Below are 18,822 nucleotides of genomic sequence, written 5' to 3' on the forward strand. Positions count from 1 at the left end.
CGGCAAATCCACTATAATTATTGCCTGCAGCAAGGGAGATGTGTGGATGGCTGAAACGAGGATCGCGGTGGTTACCGGCGCCGCCGGAGGCATGGGGCGAGCGATCGTGGAAACCCTGCTGCAATCGGGCATGACCGTCGTCGGCCTCGACATCGACGGGAAGGCCGTGAAGGCGATGGAAGCGGCTTCAGAAGGCAATTTCGAAGGCCATCAGGTCGATCTGACGAAGGCCGATGCGATCGCGGAAGTGTTCGAGGCAATCGCCCAAAAGCACGGCGGCATCGACGCACTCGTCAACAATGCGGGCACGTGCCTCATGTCCGCCTTTCCGGACATTCCCGCCGACGAACTCGATCGTCAGATGTCGATCAACTTCTCGTCCGCGTTTCACTGCTCGCAGCAGGCCGTGAAGCTCATGGCCGGCCGGCCCGGCGTGCGCAAGATCGTGATGATCTCTTCGAACGGCGCATACAATTTCGATGTGTTCGACCCGCCGCATTACCGCGCGAGCAAGGCGGCGATGGACACGCTGACGAAGGATCTCGCGCGCCGCTATGCCCGCGACAAGATCGCCGTCAATTCCATCGCGCCAGCCATGACCGAGACGCCGCTCTTCGGCGTCGTCAGCGAAGAGGTCCTCGAGAAGGCACTCGCAGCCATGCCGCATGGCCGCGCCATGCAGCCGAGCGAAATCGCCGCTTGGGTCGCCTTCCTGCTTTCACCGGCGGGCGACGTTTCAAGCGGCAATGTCATCATCCTCAATCAGGGTCGCGATGTTCGCTAAGCGTAGAATTCCGGCGATTTCTTCAGCTGCGGCCACTGCTCGGGAGAGTGGCCGTAAATGATCATCGCACCCTTCTCAGCCGCCAGACGCATCAACCGGTCCGCGCTTTCGATCGCAGCTGCCGGGTCGTCGGCCGTATCGAAGCGCTCGTCGATTTCCGCCGGCCGCGAGATGGCATCTCCCGTCAGAAGCACCGGACCGGTCTCAGGCAGCTCGACGAGCAGGGCCAGCTGGCCGATCGTATGGCCGGGGGCTGCCAGAACCTTGAGACCGGGGCCGAGATCGACGTCGCCATCGACCAGCATGTATTCGCGATCCGGCCAGTCGAGCGGCTTCAGCCCGCTCCAGTATATGGGCTTTTCAAGCGCGCGTTCTGCGGCCGACATGAGGATCGGGCGGCCCGGAAAATCGGCGATCCCGCCGACATGGTCGATATGGGTGTGCGTCATGACGAGGAGATCGACATCGTCCATCGCGACGCCGGCCTTGGCCAGTTGCGCCTTTGGCAGGTTCTCCTCGGTGAGCGAAAGCACGACGCCAAAGCTGCCAAGCTTGTCTTCGGCGCTGGAGGCCTCGATGTCATAGGCATACTTAGCCGGGAAACCGGTATCGACGAGAATGGTCTCGTCGCGGTCGGTGCGGATCAGAAAGCCGACGATCCCGATCACCCGGCCATTGGCATGGACCTTGAACAGGCCGTAGTCGAGAACGGTCAGCGATACCGGCTTACCTTTGATATAAGTTTCTGAATTCATTTAGTAATCTCCTCTTTCCGCCTAGTAGGTGCCGATCCGGATGAAAGTCAAGATTCACACGCTCTTTCAGTATCTGCTCGATACGACCGAGGCGGACCCGGAAGCGATCGTCGGCTTTTCGCTGGCGCGCTCGCCGAAGCTCGGCGACTTCCTTCCCGATCTCGATCCGGACCTGTCGCTAGACTGGAACGGCAAGTCGTTCCGTGGGCTTCCGGCGCTCCGGGAGCATGTGGTCGTGCAGGCCGGGCTTTCCGGCATCTGCGGGCCGGACGACGCGCTGATCACTGCGGGTGCTGCGGAAGCCAACTATCTCGTCATCCGCCAGCTGGTCGAGGCCGGCGACGAGATCGTCACGGAAGTGCCGGGCTGGCCACAGGCCGCCGTTCTCGGCGCGGCCGTTGGGGCCACCATGCGCTTTGTCCATCGCCGCGAAGAGGATCAGTGGCGCCTGCCGCTCGGTGAGCTGCGAGATGCGGTCACGCCGCGCACGAAGCTTATCTTCCTGTCGAACCCCAACAATCCCACCGGCCGGTTGATGGACGAGGCGGAGCTTGCCGAGATCGTCGCGATCGCACGCTCGGTCGGTGCCTGGCTTCTGGTCGACGAGGTCTATGCCGGGCTCGAATGGGAAGGTACGCGCGCGCCGAGTATTGCAGGGCTTTACGAGCGCGGCATCACGACCGGCAGCGTTTCCAAGGCGCTTGGACTGCAGGGCCTGCGCACCGGATGGATGATCTGCCGCGACAAGAACCTGGTCATGGACGCCGTGATCCTGCGCGAGAACGCCAGCGAGATCATGAACGTGATGGGCGAGGCGATCGCCGAGATCGCGCTCAGACCCGAACGCCTCGGACCCGCACTGGACCGGGCACGGGCAGAAGGTCGCGCCAATCTCGATCAGTTGGACCGGTTCGTGGCGGATGAGCCGAAATTGTCCTGGGTGCGACCGCAGGCGGGCCTGATCGGTCTTGCGCGCCTTGCACACGGCATCGATTCCGATGATTTCGCGCGGCGCCTGCTTGCGCCCCCCTACCGCACCTTCCTGCTGCCCGGTTCTGCCTACGACATGCCCGGACATATCCGGCTTGGTGTCGGAGGGGGCGAGAGCGTGCGGCTTCGGGACGGGCTTTCACGGGTCTCCCAGCTCTTGCAGGACTGGGGCGCACCCGAGCATACAGACCAAAAACCATTGCGAGAGGCATGAGCCATGAGCGATACGCGTGCTGAAATGCGCCTTCCCACGAAAGACGTGCGCGACGACCTGCCATTCTTCACCAAGGTGTTGAAGATGCGGCTCGATACGATCTTTCCGGCCGATGATCCGAAGGTCGCCGTCGTTTCCGGCCACGGGTTGCGGCTCTGCCTCGATGCCCATGCCAGCGAGCCGCCCGGCACGATCCGCATCCTGACCGAGGATCCGGATGGCTTTGCCGGAGGCGAAAGGCGGCTGACCGCGCCGAACGGAACACGGATCGAGATCGAACCGCTGCATGTGCCGCTCGCGACACCGACGACCGCCCATGACTTCGTCGTGCGGCGGCTTGCCGACCAGGCACCTTGGGTCATCGGCCGCGCCGGCATGCACTACCGCGATCTGGTGCCGTCGCGGCTCGGCGGCTCGATCATCGCGAGCCACATCCGGATTCCCGATGGCGGGCCTGTGCCGGACATGGTGCATTACCATACAGTCGGCTTCCAGCTGATCTTCTGCTATCGCGGCTGGGTCGATCTCGTCTATGAGGACCAGGGCGAGCCCTTCCGGCTCGAAGCCGGCAATTGCGTCATCCAGCCCCCTGAAATCCGCCACCGCGTGCTTTATGCCAGCCCTAATATCGAGGTGATCGAGATCGGTGTGCCGGCCGAGCACATCACGTCGATCGATCACGACATGACCTTGCCGAACGGCCCTGCCAATCCGGACCGGCGCTTTCAGGGGCAGCGCTTCGTGCACCACAAGGCTGCGGAGGCGGCTTGGAAGCCGTTCCGCCTGCCGGGTTTCATCGCTCGCGACACGACGATCGGCGAGAACACGCAAGGGGTTGCCGGCGTGCATGTCGCCAGGCGCGGCGAGGGATCGCCGGTTCCCGCGCGGCATGACAGCGACATCCTCTTTACCTTCGTCATGGATGGTGAACTCACGCTCGAGGCCGAAGGTCACGCCACGCAACGTCTCGGCGCCGGCGATGCTTTCGTGGTGCCGCCGGGCCTCGTGACCCGCTACGCCGATCCCTCAGACGACATCGAATTGCTGGAAGTTTCGCTTCCCGCCCGTTTCATCACCGACACAGAGGAAGCAGGCGCCGCCTGATTGGTACGCCGGCTAAGGACCGAATGAGCGACTTCAACAAGACCCGCAGCGAATTTCATCTCCCCGAGGGCCTCATCTATCTCGACGGCAACTCGCTCGGCCCCCTGCCCAGGAAGGCAGCCGAACGGGTCGCCTCGACCATCACGGTCGAATGGGGGGACATGCTCGTCACCGGCTGGAATAAGGCCGGCTGGATGGCCAAGCCGACGGATATCGGCGACCGCATCGGCAAGCTGATCGGCGCGCCCGCCGGTACCGTCGTCATGGGCGACACGCTGTCGATCAAGGTGTTCCAGGCGCTTGCCTCGGCGCTGCGGCTGCGGCCCGATCGCAAGATCATCCTGTCCGACACGGGCAATTTTCCCTCCGATCTCTACATGGCCGAAGGCCTGGTGGGGCTGCTCGGCCAAGGCTACAGCCTGAAGACGGTCGCGCCGGAAGACGTCGAAGGCGCGATCGACGAGACGGTTGCGGTGACCCTCATCACCGAGGTCGACTACCGCACCGGGCGCATGCACGACATGAAGCGGATCACCGAAAAGGCCCACGCGGCCGGTGCGCTGACCGTCTGGGATCTCGCCCACTCGGCCGGAGCCGTACCCGTCGACCTGACGGGCGCCGATGCCGATTTCGCCGTCGGCTGCACCTACAAATATCTGAACTCGGGCCCGGGCGGCCCGGCCTTCATCTATGTCAGGCCCGATCTTGCCGAAAGTGCGGAGCCCGCGCTTGCCGGCTGGCTCGGCCACGAGCAGCCCTTCGCCTTCGACCAGAACTACAGGCCCGGCCGCGGCATCGAGCGGATGCGCGTCGGCACGCCGCCGGTGCTGCAGATGGCTGCGCTCGAAGCGGCGCTGGACATCTGGGACATGACCACGATGGCCGAGGTGCGGGCCCGCTCGATCGAACTGACGGAGCGCTTCATCGCCGGCGTCGAGGCCGCTTGCCCGGAATTGACGCTCGCGACGCCGCGCGACGCGGGCATGCGTGGAAGCCAGGTCAGTTTCCGGCATGCGGAGGGCTACGCCATCATGCAGGCGCTCATTGCGCGCAAGGTGATCGGCGATTTCCGCGCGCCGGATATCCTGCGCTTCGGCTTCACGCCGCTCTATATCGGCGAAGCGGAAGTGGACGGTGCCGTGAAGATCATCGCGGAGGTCATGGACGGCAGGCTCTGGGACCGCGAAGAGTACAAGCGCCGCGCCCGCGTCACCTGATCGATTCGCCGGCTAACTTCTGAGCCAGACATAGATGCCGCTGCCGACGAGAAGACCGGCGCCGGCGATCATCGTCCATTGCAGCGGGTCCCCGAAAACGACGACACTGATCGTGGCGGCAGCCACGATCTGGGAATAGAGAAAAGGCGATAGCGACGAAGCCGGCGCGATGGCAAAGGCGCGCACGAGCAGGAAATGCCCGAGCGCGCCTAAACTTCCCATCGCAGCCATCAGGCCGATCTGCGGCAGGGTCGTCGTTTCCCAGACAAAGGGCAGCGCCAGCGAAAACAAAACGGCGCCAACGCTGGTCGTATAAAAGAGTGTGGTCGACGCACCATCGTAGCGGCCGACAAGCCGCGTCAGCAGATAGAAGAACGCCAGAAGCACGGCTGCGCCGAGCGGGATCAGCATGGCGGCTTCGGCGCCGAAGCCGGGCCGGATGATCAGGAGAACGCCCAGGAAACCGACGACCACGGCGACGAGCTGGCGCGGCCCCACGCTTTCACCCAAGACCAGATAGGCCAACAGCGTGACGAGCACCGGCGCGAAGAAGAGCACCGCGGTTGCATCGGCAAGCGGCACGTGGATCAGCGACGCGTAGAGAAGAAACGTCGTGGCGCACAGCAATAGCGCCCGCACCAATTGCAGGTCGAGCCGCCGGCTTTTCCAGAAGCCCGGCTTCGCGCGCAGTGCGAGCACCGTCATCACGATCAGCGTATGGAAGAAATAGCGACCCCACACCACCTGCACCACAGGCAGGTCACCGGTCAGCAGTTTCGACAGGGCATCCATGCTGGCGAGCACGAAAGTCGACCCGACCGTCAGGACAATGCCGAGCAGGAGGCGAACCGGTCGGGTGTCGGGCGAGGCTGGGGACGGAGCCGGGGGCGAGGAATGGGTCAAAGGTTTCTTCAAAGCAGTCCAGGGATCGCGGAACCCGTTTGCTCGGGTCCGGCTTTTGGAGGAAGGGTGACCCTATCACCGTCTGAAAGCGCGGGCAGGTTAACCAAGCGAAAATTATTGAAGCAGTCGAAAGGAATTTCGAGATGATGAAGACGGCGATCGTCACCGGTGGCGCTTCCGGAATAGGCGCGGGCATCGTGCGTCAACTGATCGACGAAGACTGGGATGTCGTCGTCGCCGACCTCGATGAAGACAAGGGCGTCGCGATCGTCGAAGAAACCGGCTGCGACTTCGTCACCTGCGACGTGGCGCGCGAGGACGACATCATTGCGCTGATCGAAGGAGTGCGGCAGCGCAGCGGTCGCGTCGATGCCATCGTCTCGAATGCGGGCATCTCCGAGTTCGCCGGTCTCGCCGAATTGACTCTCGCCGATTGGAACCGGGTAATCGCGACCAATCTGACGGCTGCCTTCCTCCTCGCAAAGCATGGGGAAGAGCCGCTGCGACAAGCGAAAGGCGCGATGGTGCTGATCGCATCGACCCGCGCGCATATGAGCGAGAAGGACACGCACGCCTATTCCGCGACGAAGGGCGGGCTCGTGGCGCTTACCCATTCGCTGGCGATCAGCCTTGGGCCGGATGTGCGCGTCAACTGCATCTCTCCGGGCTGGATCGACGTTTCGGGCGGCACGCTTTCAGCCGAGGATCACGTCCAGCATCCGGCAGGCCGTGTCGGGACGCCAGAGGATATCGCGCATCTCGCAGCCTACCTCCTGTGCGAGAAGGCCGGCTTCGTCACAGGGGCGGAGTTCACCGTCGATGGCGGCATGACGCGCAAGATGATCTACAGCTGAGCCACTCGGCCGGCTGTCAGTGCGCCTCGTCCCAATTGTCGGCGGCGCGCGCATCCACCTTCAGCGGCACCTTCATGGAGAGCGCGGGCATGGCCGCGTTTTCCATGAGATCGGTGACGAGTTCGATCGTCTGATCGACCTCCACTTCGGGCACTTCGAAGATCAGTTCGTCATGCACCTGCAGCAGCATGCGGCCGGACAGGCTCGATTTTGCCAATGCCGGCTCGATGCGGATCATTGCCCGGCGAATGATGTCGGCAGCCGAGCCCTGGATCGGCGCATTGATCGCTGCGCGCTCGTTGAACGCCCGGACCTGAGGGTTCGACGAGCGGATTTCGGGATAGTGCGCCCGGCGGCCGAAGATCGTTTCCACATAGCCATGCTCACGCGCAAACGCCTTGGTCGCATCCATATAATCGCGGATGCCCGGGAAGCGCTCGAAATAGCGGCGGATGTAGTCGCTCGCCTCGGACCGCTCGATGGCGAGTTGGTTAGCGAGGCCGAAGGCGGAAATGCCATAGATGATGCCGAAATTGATGGCTTTCGCCCGCCGGCGGACTTCCGACGGCATGCCTTCGATCGGCACTGAAAACATTTCCGACGCCGTCATCGCGTGGATGTCGATGCCATCGGCGAACGCCTGGCGCAGCTGCGGAATATCGGCCACATGGGCGAGCACGCGCAGTTCGATCTGGCTGTAATCGGCCGAAACCAGCTTGTTGCCCGGTTCCGCGATGAAGGCCGTGCGGATCTTGCGGCCTTCGGCGGTGCGGATCGGGATGTTCTGCAGGTTCGGTTCGGAGGAGGAGAGCCGGCCGGTCGTCGTTGAGGCAAGCGAATAGGATGTATGGACGCGCTTCGTCTGCGGATGAATGTAACCCGGCAGAGCATCGGTATAGGTCGATTTCAGTTTCGACAGCTGCCGCCAATCCACGATCTTGCGCGGCAGCTCGTGGCCGACCGCGGCCAGATCTTCGAGCACTTGGGCGGATGTCGACCATTGCCCGGTCTTCGTCTTCGATCCACCTGGCAGGCCGAGTTTGCCGAACAGGATTTCGCCGAGCTGCTTGGGCGAGCCCAGATTGAACTTTTCTCCGGCAAGTTCATAGGCGGCGGCCTCATGGGCGCCCGCACCTTGCGCGAATTCGCCGGAAAGACGCGACAGTATCTGTCGGTCGACGGAGATCCCGCGTTCCTCCATGCGGGCAAGGACCGGCAGCAGGGGCCGCTCCAATCGTTCGTAGACGTGGACGAGGCCTTTGGCCACCAGCTGCGGCTTGATCGCGAACCAGAGCCTGAGCGCAACATCGGCATCCTCGGCGGCATATTCGGTGGCCTTCTCGATGGAGACGAAATCGAACGTTACCTGCCCCTTGCCGGAGCCCGCGACTTCCTTGAGGCCTATCGTCTTGTGGCCGAGCCAGCGTTCGGCCAGCGCATCCATGCCATGGCCGCCGGAGCCCCCGAAACTCGCCATGCCGGATTCGACGACATAGGACATCAGCATCGTATCGTCGAACGGGCCGATCTCGACGCCGTAGCGCTTCATCAGCAGCCAGTCATACTTCAGATCCTGGCCCACTTTCAGGACAGCTGGATCTTCCAGCAACGATTTCAGCCGGGCGAGCGCCTCGTCGAACTTCACCTGACCTTCGGCGATGCCGCCGCCGAACATGTCGCCTTCGCCGGTGCGGTGGGCAAGCGGCAGATAGGCCGCCATGATCTCCCTGCCCGATGCATCCTTGCTGTTGCCGGCAACCGCGAGCGACACACCGACGAGATCGGCCTGCATCGCATCCAGCGCATTGCTTTCCGTATCGAACGCGACGAGCCCGGTTTCACGGGCAATAGCGATGAAACGGTCGAGCGTCTCCAGATCGGAAATGGTGACATAGGACGCGCGGTCGATCGTGCTGGTTGCTGCCGTTTCGGCGCGAGCCTTCGCCAGCGCCTGAGGCGTCCAGGTCTCCGTCCTGGCGTTTACGGAGGCGTTTGCAACGGTTTGCTCCGGGCCGCCGGCTGCCTTTTGGGCCATCGTCGTCCCGCCAGCGGGCGCTGCTGCATCGCCCTTGTTGAGATCGGGTCCGTGGGCGTCAGCCCCCCACTGCACCTGAACATGAGACGGCTCGACGGCAGCCGCATCTGTGCCGGTGGCTTCCGCGACCCGGCGCGTGAGCGAGGTGAACTCCATCGCCTTCAGAAAACCGACGAGCTTCGGCCCATCCTGTGCGTCGAGGCTTAATTCTTCGAGCCCGACATCGATCGGCGTGTCGAGCTTCAGCGTGACGAGCTCGCGCGACAGCCTTGCCTGATCGGCGAACTGGATGATGTTTTCGCGCCGCTTGTTCTGCTTGATCTCGGACGCACGTTCTAGAAGCGTATCGAGATCGCCATACTCCTCAAGCAGCTGCGCGGCGGTCTTCGGGCCGATGCCTGGGATACCCGGGATGTTATCGGTCGAGTCACCCGTCAACGACTGCAGGTCGATCATCTTCTCAGGCGGAACGCCCCATTTCTCGATGACCTCGGGAATGCCGATCTGCTTGTCCTTCATCGTGTCGTAGAGCGACACTTTAGGGGTAACGAGCTGCATCAGGTCCTTGTCGGAGGAGACAATCGTAACATCACCGCCCGCCTCGACAGCCAGCCGCGCATAGGTGGCGATCAGATCGTCTGCCTCATACCCTTCCTTCTCGATGCAAGGCAGGTTGAAGGCGCGCGTCGCCTGGCGGATCATGCCGAATTGCGGGATCAGGTCGTCCGGCGGTGCCGAGCGGTTCGCCTTGTACTGATCGTAGAGCGCGTTGCGGAAGGTCTTGGAGGAATAGTCGAAGATCACCGCGAAATGCGTCGGTGTAACACCCACTTCCGTGTCGCGCGCCTCGACGAGCAGCTTCCACAGCATGTTGCAGAAGCCGGACACGGCGCCGACCGGCAGACCGTCGGATTTGCGCGTCAGAGGCGGGAGCGCATGGTAGGCCCGGAAGATGTAGCCCGAACCGTCGACAAGGAAGAGATGATCGCCGTTTTTCATGCGCCGACGATTAGCGCGGCGATGAAAGCGAGTCTACACGGCGTCGCTTCGCCAACGCCGTTGTTGCAGCGCCCGATGCCCATGCTTTCGACACACTCCATTGGAATGTTCGCCCCGTGGCATGCAACCTCCGCGTATTGGAGCCGACATCATGTTCTCAGCCCCTGGCGACCTTGGCGCGCTGCGTGCTCCACTGGCTCTCGGCTTTGCCGGGCTCCTGGCTGCCTTAATCATGCCACTGCCGGCGGCCGCCCAGGACGCGCCAGCCACTGTCGTCATCACGAGCGACGAGGCCAAGGCCGTGCTCCCGGACGCCGAAGGATACCGGCTCGAGATTGAAAATGACGGGCTCAATGCGCAGCAAAGGCAGGACCTCGGCACGATGCTGATCGACACGATCGGAGATGCGCATTTCTTCGGTGCAATCTATGCGTTCCTGCCCGAAGGATCGAGACAGCTCTCCATCCATCTGCGCCGGCAATTGCATTCGATGGAAGCGGCAGAGAAATCCGCACTGGCCGACTGCGACGCCGAACGGAGCGAAGGAGACTCCGAGTGCTACCGGATCGGCCGAATCGTGCCGGAGAACTGGAGCGACGACGACGGCTCGTTGCTGTCGCACGAAGCCACCTTTGCGTTTTCCCAGAACGTGGACGCGCTGGAGGGACCGAAGGTCGTTGCACGATCCCGCAACACGACCGCCTGGGCCATGTGGAGCGGCGAGGATGTTCGCCAAAGAGCGCTGGACGAATGCAATGAAGCGGTCGAGGCCGGAGGGTTCGAGCCGGATTGCGAAATCGTCATCAACGACGGCGCATGAGCGGCAATCATCCGGGGCGTGAGCCCATGGGGAATATCGAGCACCGCGCCGGCAATTCCCGTCAGCCTCGGCACACGATCCCGGGCTTCGAAATTCTCGTGTGCTTCGCCGTCCTGATCGGTTGCATGGCTGCCGGGGCAGCTTGCTTTACGCTTGGCGCTTTTGCCTTGCTGCAATGGGCGGAGGGCGATGCGCGCGGCGGCGAGATCCTGTTCCTGGGCTTTGCCGTTCTCACCGGCGCCGTCGTGGGGTGCCTGGCAGGCATTGCGTGGTCGGTGCGCTGGCTGTGGGGCCGGTGGCGGATTTCGAAAAGCTGACGGTCAATCCGCCGGCAACGCCCCGCCTGGCATGCGATAGGCTGTCCCGGCGAGTGAAAGCCGCCAACGGGCTGGCGCAGAATATCTACCAACAAGAGACAAGCATGGGCCGCTCGGTGACGAGCAAGGTTCAAAGTTAGTCCCTGACGGTTGCTTTGTGGCAGCCCCTCAGCCTCAATGGGATGAGCGCCGCATCGTCTGCGGCGGTCAAACGAGCTTCCATTGGTCGCGCGTTCGTGCTGGAGGGAGGGGCGTTGCGATCGAGTTTTTGAAGGAGCGGCCCGCTCCAAGAGGGGATTTTGAGCTTATGGATCTGATTACCGGCTTTTTCGGTCTGATCGAGGACCTCACCTGGGGATGGGCGCTGATCCCCATTCTCGTGGTGTTCGGCGTGTTCATCACGGTGATGAGCGGCTTCGTGCAGATCGAATATTTCACCCGCATGTTCCGTGTGCTCTCGGGCAAGAACCAGAGCGGCGATCCGAATGCGATCAGCGCGCGCGAGGCGCTTCTGATCTCCGTCGGCGGCCGTGTCGGTGGTGGCAACATCGCCGGCGTCGCGGTCGCGATCACGCTCGGCGGACCGGGGGCGGTGTTCTGGATGTGGGCGATCGCGCTGGTCGGCATGGCGACGAGCCTTGTCGAGGCGTCGCTGGCACAGCTCTACAAGCGCTCGAACGGCGACGGCACCTATCGCGGCGGACCGGCGAGCTACATCATCCACGGGCTCGGCCACCGCTACCGGTGGCTCGCGGTCGTCTACGCGATCTGCCTGATGCTGGCCTTCGCCTTCGGCTTCAACGCGTTCCAGGGCAACACCTTTGCCGGCGCGGTGAACGACAGCCTCGGCGTCGACCGGCTGTGGAGCGGCATCCTGCTCGCCATCATCACCGGCTTCATCGTCTATGGCGGCATTCGGCGCATCGCCAAGGTGGCGGACGTCATCATCCCGATCATGGCGTTCATCTATATCGGGCTGGCGCTCATCGTCATCGTGATGAACATCACGGAGCTGCCCGGCGTCATCTGGTCGATCATCGCCAATGCGTTCGGCTTGGAAGAAGCGGTGAGCGGCGGCGTGGGCGCAGCGCTGGCGCAGGGCCTAAGGCGCGGCCTCTTCTCCAACGAAGCTGGCCTCGGCTCGGCGCCGAACGTGGCGGCGACCGCCGATGTGCGCCACCCGATCAGCCAGGGCATCACGCAGTCCTTCTCGGTCTTCATCGACACGATCATCATCTGCTCGTGCACGGCCTTCATCATCCTGCTCAGCCCCGTCTACCAGCCGGGCGCCGAAGGGATCGACGGGGTGGTGCTGACCCAGCAATCGCTGGTGAGCCAGGTGGGCGACTGGTCACAGTATTTCCTGACCTTCGCGATCCTGCTCTTCGCCTTCAGCTCGATCATCTACAACTACTATCTGGGCGAGACGGCGCTGAAGGTGATGACCGGCGCACCGGCGGCGCTGCATGTGCTGCGGCTGGCGATCGTTATCATCGTCTTCCTCGGCGCGACGGCGCCGGGCGCAACGGCGGTGTTCTTCTTCTCAGACCCGCTGATGGGCGTGCTCGCGATCGTGAACCTGATGGCGATCATGATGCTGTTTCCCACCGCGCTGCGCGTGCTCAACGATTTCCGCGACCAGCTGAAATCGGGCGTGGAACGGCCGGTCTTCCGGCCGACGGCGTTCCCGGATCTCGACCTCGACCACGAGGCCTGGCCCTACGCCAAGGCGAACCCCGAGACGGTGGTTGCGAGCCGGCCGACGGGCGCCTGACAGCTGACGACAAATCTGGTCGGCGGCGGCGCCTTCAGCCGCCGCCGGCTTTGACGGCGATGTCGAAATGCATGACGTCCTCGCGCGTGCCGAGCCTGGTGTAGAGCGCCACGGCCGGATCGTCGCCGTAATCGGCCTGGACATAGACGACCCAGGCGCCGCGCTCAGCGCCGATCGCGCAGAGCCTTCCGATCAGAGCGGTGGCGACGCCCTGCCTGCGATGGGCCTCGGCAACCGCAAGATCGTAGATGTAGATTTCCGAGCGCTGCTGCTCGAACTTTTCGAGCTCATAGGCAACGAGACCGCCGATCACATCGTCCCCGGCCAAAGCCACCAGGGCATGCACGTGATCGCGCGCGAGAAGCCGCGCGAGCCAGGCCTCGGCCGGCGGCTTGGACGCATAGCTTTCGGGATCGTCGAATGCCTCGGCGAAGAGGCCGTTCAGTTGGCGCGCGAGCGCCTCGTCCCCCGCAGTGAGCCGCTTGATCTCGATCATCGGTCGCTCCGTTTCCTGTCGCCTGTCCGGTGCGCGGAGCGTAGCGCGGCCAGTCTTCGAGCGGGAGAGGCCGGCAACGGAACAGGCCAAGAAGGGAGGCCCATGCGGCTTTGCCCGGCACGGCTTTCGCCGCCCGGGGGATGAGGCAGAATGGAGACGGGGCGCGCGAAGCGGGCCTCGATAGAAAAAGTAGGTGTGGCTCGCTTCGCGCGCCCCGCCCAGCGTCTTCACGGGACCCTCGTCCCTCTGGACCAGTCGACACCCTCTGCACCGTCGCCCTTTTGACGGGGACTTCATGCGGGACCGGACCTTCACGAGCACATGGTGGCGCACTTCAGGCTCCCGACGGGGCCCTTCATGCGGCTTCACGCGCTCAGCCCGGATCGAGCGCCCCTCCACCGGCCGCATCGCAGCTCACAGGGATCATCGCTCGCTTCCGCACCGACGGCTTGCATGGACACGGAGCCAAAGCCGGTCGTAGTGCCGGCGGAGGCGCTGTCGGCCCAGCTCCAGGCTGCGGGCATCGTTCCCCACAACCGGAAGCGCCGCCCCCACCCGCACCCGGACGTCTCACGAATGCTTCCAACCGGCGGGGACGAAGGGAGTATGGCACGGAGCGGAGGGGCGGGGAAAATTGGGGGGTGTCGGACGGTTTAAGTGTTCGTCGCCAGAACCGGCGTGTGACTTGATGCGGCTTAAGACAACGACGAGTTCAGATCCACAGGCTAGTCTTTCTGCTCGCGCATCTCAAGCTCAAGGCTAAGTTGTTGACCGCTGGCAAAACGAGCCAAAAGCTGTTTGGTCACGGCACTGCGGAAGACTCTGTAGGCAGCCTGGCCTCTGTTTCGCGTCATGAATTCATCTATCTGAGCTTTCACCGACGCATAGTGACCCTCGACAGCGTCGTACTCGAAGAGATCAGTCCCCTCTTTCTCGCAAGTCAGGCTGAGCATGTACAGAATGTGAAATACACCCTCGATTATCCAGGCTTCATCATAAGTCTGTTTAAGACGTGAATTGAGCGCTGTCATCGCGCGACGACGATCATCATCCACCAGCTTATATATGCGCCACATCGTGATGATGTTCTCGGCCGATAAAATTCCTTCATCGAAAACCCACCCATAATACTCCCCAAAGATCCTGTTGGACGAAGTTTTTGCGCGATCTGGCTCTCGCAGCACATAAGCTAAGATGATTTGGCCAAGTTTTACGGCATCAATCCGAAACTCCGCCGGCCTCTCGATATGCTGGTCGTTCTTCCTCTCATAAAAGTAGCCATGACCTGCGAGCGCGTTTTCGATCCGAACCTGGATTGAGTCGTTTGATCGAATGTCACGGCTGCGAATTGGCGTCTGGCTGTTGGTGGCCTCGGCGACGCTGTTAGTGAACGCTCGGTCTGCCGTTTCGATCACGCGCAGCAGAAGTTTCACATCATAAATGCGCGCCAAATCCGACCTCGCAGCTTCGAACAAAGCATGCGATGTCTGACCGCCATTCACGATCTGTGGGTTTATCATCCTCACCTTAGGATTGGCCGATCTCGGCTGGTAATCCATTCGATCGCAAACGATTGTGATACCGTTATTCAAGTACCAGAACTGCGTGTTTTTCTCGCTGAGCGCAGTAGACAATATCTTTCGATTGATCTCATTGGCTTCACCAAGATAGAGGCGAATGTTGTCTTCAAACAGCGTGTCGTCCACTTCCTGCGGGAAATTAGGATCAGTTATCAAACGCACTATCTCGTCGCCACGCACCGTTCCAATGAGACCTTTTGCGAAACCATCCGTGCGACCGTAATATTGATCCTCGACTAAGCCGAGATGATATTCCCGATCGACAGTTGCACCTTTTGAGAGGTGGCGCGAAAACCATATCAGGTCATGCTGAGTGAGAACTGCATGTTGGTACGGACGCAGAGCCTCTTCGAAACGCGCAGAGTGCGAAGGTATGAGCGCTGCAGCGTTATTACATAAGTGGATTTGAATAGAATAAACAGCCTCTTCAAGCGCCTCCCATAGATCCTGCACCTTGCTCCAAAGTATTGGGTTGCACGTCTTTGACAGGGATGGATCTTTCCTAAGAAAGCATTCCAAAAAGCTTTGTATTTTGTCAATTTCGTTCGAGGGAAAAGAGCTCCTAGTTTTTTCGAAATTGGCAACGTGTTTAAACTGAAATAGATGAATAACTCGCCTTTCAGGCCGACTGTCGATGTAGACTGCATCTATCCCCCGATCGTCGCCACCGTCGGTAATTGCCATCCTGATTTCATCATCATCGATCTTCAGTATCTTCGATAGTGCAAAATACTGAAACGCTTTGGCTTCGTCCGCCAGGTCTAGCGATTTCTGGAAGGCCTGAATCCCTGTCCTTACTTGGCTCCAATCGAGTAGCGTCGGGATCGCTTTCGTCACTATGCTCATCTTAAAGCTCGCTGCACTCATCGATTGAGATCATTCAGACTACCACTGTGTCTGCGTACATGTGATATAGAATTTGTCTTGAAAGACGAGCCACCGTTTTATTGCCGCAAACCAAGGTGCTCGCGTCGAATTGGCTATTAGCCCAGTATATGAGCCGCCAAAGCAGGCCCTCCGTTCGCCGGTCCGTCTGTGCCCTCCGTCGAGCCACAATTTAGCTTACGGTGTATCCATCTACCCCACCGCGCGGCGCAGTTCGGCAAGGCACGTCATGGCGTGGAAACGGTGGTCCTCGGCGTCTTCTCGCTCTTCGAGCAGGGCACGCTGGAAGGTGACGAAGGCGGCTTGGAAATTGCCGGCCGGTCTCGCGAGTTCGGGTCGGCTCCTCAGGTCGACGATTAGCCGGGTCAAGGCTAGGTCCTTCTGGACATCCGGTCGTTCGACCACCGCCAGATAGTCCGCAGCCTGGTCGAGAGTCATGCGCACGCCACTCCATGCCGATACTTCAAATCGGCGCGAAGTTACATGCATGAGTATTTTCCGCAACCGCTAGTTTAGGCGGATCGCTATAGCTTTTGGAAACACTTTATTTCCGTTTCTATCGATCTGCGACCAGCATCGCTGCAGATTTCGAGAGGCTCACTTCTGGCCTCAAGTTCAGCCATGGCGAGAAGGTGAGCCAACATGGGCTCGCGCGATTCTATCGCCAGTTTCCGCAATTCTGCGAGCATTTCCGCGACATAAATGAGCTTCGGCTTCGAATTGGCCATGAACGATGTCCTGTCATGATGATTCGCTCATCCAGTTTCATTCAACTCCCGTTCAATTCAAGCACTGAAACTTTATTCAAAATATTTAAATGGAATATTTGGAGAGACTTGTGAGTATACCTTCCGATTCCCCTATATATTTATGGGAAGATGGCCGACACTCATGACCCATCGCACAAAAGAAACGGCCGCATCTTTCGATGCGGCCGCTTGCATTTCACCGGAGCTGATCGGCTTGATCAGTCTTCCTGCTTTTCGCGTTCCTTGCCGGTCTCCTGGTCGACGACCTTCATGGAGAGACGGACCTTGCCGCGTTCGTCGAAGCCCATGAGCTTGACGTAGACCTTCTGGCCTTCCTTGACGACGTCGGATGTCTTGGCGACGCGTTCCTCGGCGAGCTGGGAGATGTGAACGAGGCCGTCGCGCGGGCCGAAGAAGTTCACGAAGGCGCCGAAATCGGCGATCTTCACGACCGTGCCTTCGTAGACGTGGCCGATCTCCGGCTCGTCGACGATGGAGTGGATCCACTTCTTGGCGGCTTCGATCTCCTTGCCGGAGGCCGATGCGATCTTGATCGTGCCGTCATCCTCGATGTTGATCTTGGCGCCGGTCTTTTCGACGATCTCGCGGATGATCTTGCCGCCCGAGCCGATGACGTCACGGATCTTGTCGACGGGGATCTGCATCACTTCGATGCGCGGGGCGAACTCGCCCAGCTCTTCGCGGCTCGTCGTGAGGGCCTTGGCCATCTCGCCGAGGATGTGGATGCGACCGTCCTTGGCCTGGCCGAGCGCGATCTTCATGATCTCCTCGGTGATGCCTTCGATCTTGATGTCCATCTGCAGCGAGGTGATGCCGTTCTCGGTGCCTGCGACCTTGAAGTCCATGTCGCCGAGGTGGTCTTCATCGCCCAGGATGTCGGAAAGCACGGCGAAGCGCTCGTCTTCCTTGATCAGGCCCATGGCGATGCCGGCGACCGGGCGCTGGATCGGCACGCCCGCATCCATGAGTGCGAGCGAGGTGCCGCACACGGTCGCCATGGAGGACGAGCCGTTGGATTCGGTGATCTCGGAGACGACGCGCAGCGTGTAGGGGAACTGCTCGGGCGCCGGCAGCATCGGACGGATCGCGCGCCATGCGAGCTTGCCGTGGCCGATTTCGCGGCGGCCGGGCGAGCCGATGCGGCCCGTTTCACCGACGGAGAAGGGCGGGAAGTTGTAGTGGAGCAGGAAGCGCTCCTTGTACATGCCCGTGAGTGAATCGACGTACTGCTCGTCTTCGCCGGTGCCGAGCGTGGCGACGACGATCGCCTGGGTCTCGCCGCGGGTGAAGAGCGCGGAGCCGTGGGTGCGCGGCAGCATGGAGACTTCCGACACGATCGGACGGACGGTGGCGAGATCACGACCATCGATGCGCGACTTGGTGTCGAGGATGTTCCAGCGCACGATCTTTGCCTGGAGCGACTTGAAGACCGAGCCGATCTGCTCGGCGGTGTAGCGGGCTTCTTCGCCTTCGGCCGGCGCGAAATGCGCCTTGACCTTGGCCTTTACGGCATCGACGGCGGCGTAGCGTGCAGCCTTGTCGGTGTTCTTGTAGGCGTCGCGCAGTTCGGCTTCGGCGAAGGCGAGCATTTCGCTTTCGAGCGCCGAATGATCTTCGGCGGTGAAGTCGCGCGGCTCCTTGGCGGCCACTTCGGCGAGCTTGATGATCGCGTCGATCACCGGCTGGAAGCCGCGGTGGCCGAACATGACGGCGCCGAGCATCGTCTCTTCGTCGAGTTCCTGGGCTTCCGATTCCACCATGAGAACCGCATCACCCGTGCCGGCGACAATCAGGTCGAGCTTGGATTCCGGCATCTCGTCGACGGTCGGGTTCAGGCGGTATTCACCGTTGATGTAGCCGATGCGCGCGCCGCCGACGGGGCCCATGAAGGGCACGCCCGAAAGCGTCAGCGCAGCGGACGTGGCGACGAGTGCGACGACGTCCGGATTGTTCTCCAGGTCGTGCTGCATCACGGTGACGATGACCTGGGTGTCGTTCTTGTAGCCATCCGGGAAGAGCGGGCGGATCGGCCGGTCGATGAGGCGCGAGGTGAGCGTCTCGTTTTCGGACGGACGGCCTTCGCGCTTGAAGTAGCCACCCGGGATCTTGCCGGCGGCGTAGGTCTTTTCCTGGTAGTTGACGGTCAGCGGGAAGAAGTCCTGGCCGGGCTTCGGCTCCTTGGCGGAAACGACGGTGGCGAGCACGACGGTCTCGCCATAGGAGGCGATGACGGCGCCATCAGCTTGGCGGGCGACCTTGCCCGTTTCGAGGGTCAGCGTGCGGCCGGCCCATTCGAGTTCAACTTTGTGGTGATCGAACATGGAG

The 18,822-nt window shown here is 61.8% G+C and carries 15 protein-coding genes; 8 read left to right on the forward strand and 7 right to left on the reverse strand.

The features are described from left to right. The first annotated feature begins 46 nt into the window (after positions 1-46). Entirely contained in the window at positions 47-784 is a 738-nt protein-coding gene (locus PU133_RS01030) for an SDR family NAD(P)-dependent oxidoreductase (protein WP_126006983.1), read from the forward strand. Here the strand turns inward: PU133_RS01030 and PU133_RS01035 are convergent. Continuing rightward, a complete protein-coding gene (locus PU133_RS01035) occupies positions 781-1,539 on the reverse strand; it encodes an N-acyl homoserine lactonase family protein (protein ID WP_404863140.1) in 759 nt (252 codons plus the stop codon). The two genes, PU133_RS01030 and PU133_RS01035, sit on opposite strands and share 4 nt — an antisense overlap. Positions 1,540-1,579: 40 nt before the next feature. Here PU133_RS01035 and PU133_RS01040 point away from each other — a divergent pair, with 40 nt between their 5' ends. Genes PU133_RS01040 through kynU form a run of 3 tightly spaced genes read left to right on the forward strand, consistent with a single transcriptional unit; the run spans position 1,580 to position 5,064 of the window. After that, positions 1,580-2,743, forward strand: a complete 1,164-nt coding sequence (locus PU133_RS01040; RefSeq protein WP_404863141.1) for an aminotransferase class I/II-fold pyridoxal phosphate-dependent enzyme — start codon at positions 1,580-1,582, stop codon at positions 2,741-2,743. 3 nt (positions 2,744-2,746) lie between these two features. Beyond that, entirely contained in the window at positions 2,747-3,847 is a 1,101-nt protein-coding gene (locus PU133_RS01045; RefSeq protein ID WP_404863142.1) for a cupin domain-containing protein, read from the forward strand. Between the two features lie 23 nt (positions 3,848-3,870). Continuing rightward, a complete protein-coding gene (gene kynU / locus PU133_RS01050) occupies positions 3,871-5,064 on the forward strand; it encodes a kynureninase (RefSeq protein ID WP_404863143.1) in 1,194 nt (397 codons plus the stop codon). Between the two features lie 12 nt (positions 5,065-5,076). On the opposite strand, the gene PU133_RS01055 is transcribed toward kynU, so the two are convergent. Next, a complete protein-coding gene (locus PU133_RS01055; RefSeq protein WP_404863144.1) occupies positions 5,077-5,979 on the reverse strand; it encodes a DMT family transporter in 903 nt (300 codons plus the stop codon). A 131-nt stretch (positions 5,980-6,110) separates the two neighbouring features. Here PU133_RS01055 and PU133_RS01060 point away from each other — a divergent pair, with 131 nt between their 5' ends. Beyond that, a complete protein-coding gene (locus PU133_RS01060) occupies positions 6,111-6,821 on the forward strand; it encodes an SDR family oxidoreductase (RefSeq protein ID WP_404863145.1) in 711 nt (236 codons plus the stop codon). 16 nt (positions 6,822-6,837) lie between these two features. On the opposite strand, the gene polA is transcribed toward PU133_RS01060, so the two are convergent. Continuing rightward, entirely contained in the window at positions 6,838-9,855 is a 3,018-nt protein-coding gene (gene polA, locus PU133_RS01065; protein WP_404863146.1) for a DNA polymerase I, read from the reverse strand. A gap of 151 nt (positions 9,856-10,006) precedes the next feature. On the opposite strand from polA, the gene PU133_RS01070 reads away from it, so the two are divergent. The 3 genes from PU133_RS01070 to PU133_RS01080 all read left to right on the forward strand — a co-directional run bounded on the left by PU133_RS01070 (position 10,007) and on the right by PU133_RS01080 (position 12,766). Next, complete coding sequence (locus PU133_RS01070; protein ID WP_404863147.1) at positions 10,007-10,675, forward strand: hypothetical protein; 669 nt, start codon at positions 10,007-10,009, stop codon at positions 10,673-10,675. Continuing rightward, entirely contained in the window at positions 10,672-10,992 is a 321-nt protein-coding gene (locus PU133_RS01075) for a hypothetical protein (protein ID WP_404863148.1), read from the forward strand. The genes PU133_RS01070 and PU133_RS01075 overlap by 4 nt, the downstream gene beginning before the upstream one ends. A gap of 307 nt (positions 10,993-11,299) precedes the next feature. Next, on the forward strand, positions 11,300-12,766 hold the full coding sequence (locus PU133_RS01080) for an alanine/glycine:cation symporter family protein (protein ID WP_404863149.1): 1,467 nt from the start codon (positions 11,300-11,302) through the stop codon (positions 12,764-12,766). Positions 12,767-12,800: 34 nt separating this feature from the next. Here PU133_RS01080 and PU133_RS01085 read toward each other — a convergent pair whose 3' ends face one another. The 4 genes from PU133_RS01085 to pnp form a co-directional block, all read right to left on the reverse strand. Further along, positions 12,801-13,262 (reverse strand): AAC(3)-I family aminoglycoside N-acetyltransferase, encoded by a 462-nt coding sequence (locus PU133_RS01085; RefSeq protein ID WP_404863150.1) that lies wholly within the window; start codon positions 13,260-13,262, stop codon positions 12,801-12,803. 725 nt (positions 13,263-13,987) lie between these two features. Then, positions 13,988-15,709, reverse strand: coding sequence for an AIPR family protein (locus PU133_RS01090; RefSeq protein ID WP_404863151.1), 1,722 nt, complete (start codon positions 15,707-15,709; stop codon positions 13,988-13,990). 210 nt (positions 15,710-15,919) lie between these two features. Next, positions 15,920-16,165: a hypothetical protein gene (locus PU133_RS01095; protein ID WP_404863152.1), complete on the reverse strand. Its 246-nt coding sequence runs from the start codon at positions 16,163-16,165 to the stop codon at positions 15,920-15,922. Positions 16,166-16,694: 529 nt separating this feature from the next. Then, positions 16,695-18,818, reverse strand: coding sequence for a polyribonucleotide nucleotidyltransferase (gene pnp / locus PU133_RS01100; RefSeq protein WP_404863153.1), 2,124 nt, complete (start codon positions 18,816-18,818; stop codon positions 16,695-16,697). Between the last annotated feature and the right edge of the window lie 4 nt (positions 18,819-18,822).

Source organism: Georhizobium sp. MAB10 (assembly GCF_045012825.1).
GTDB classification, from domain to species: Bacteria; Pseudomonadota; Alphaproteobacteria; order Rhizobiales; family Rhizobiaceae; genus Georhizobium; species Georhizobium profundi.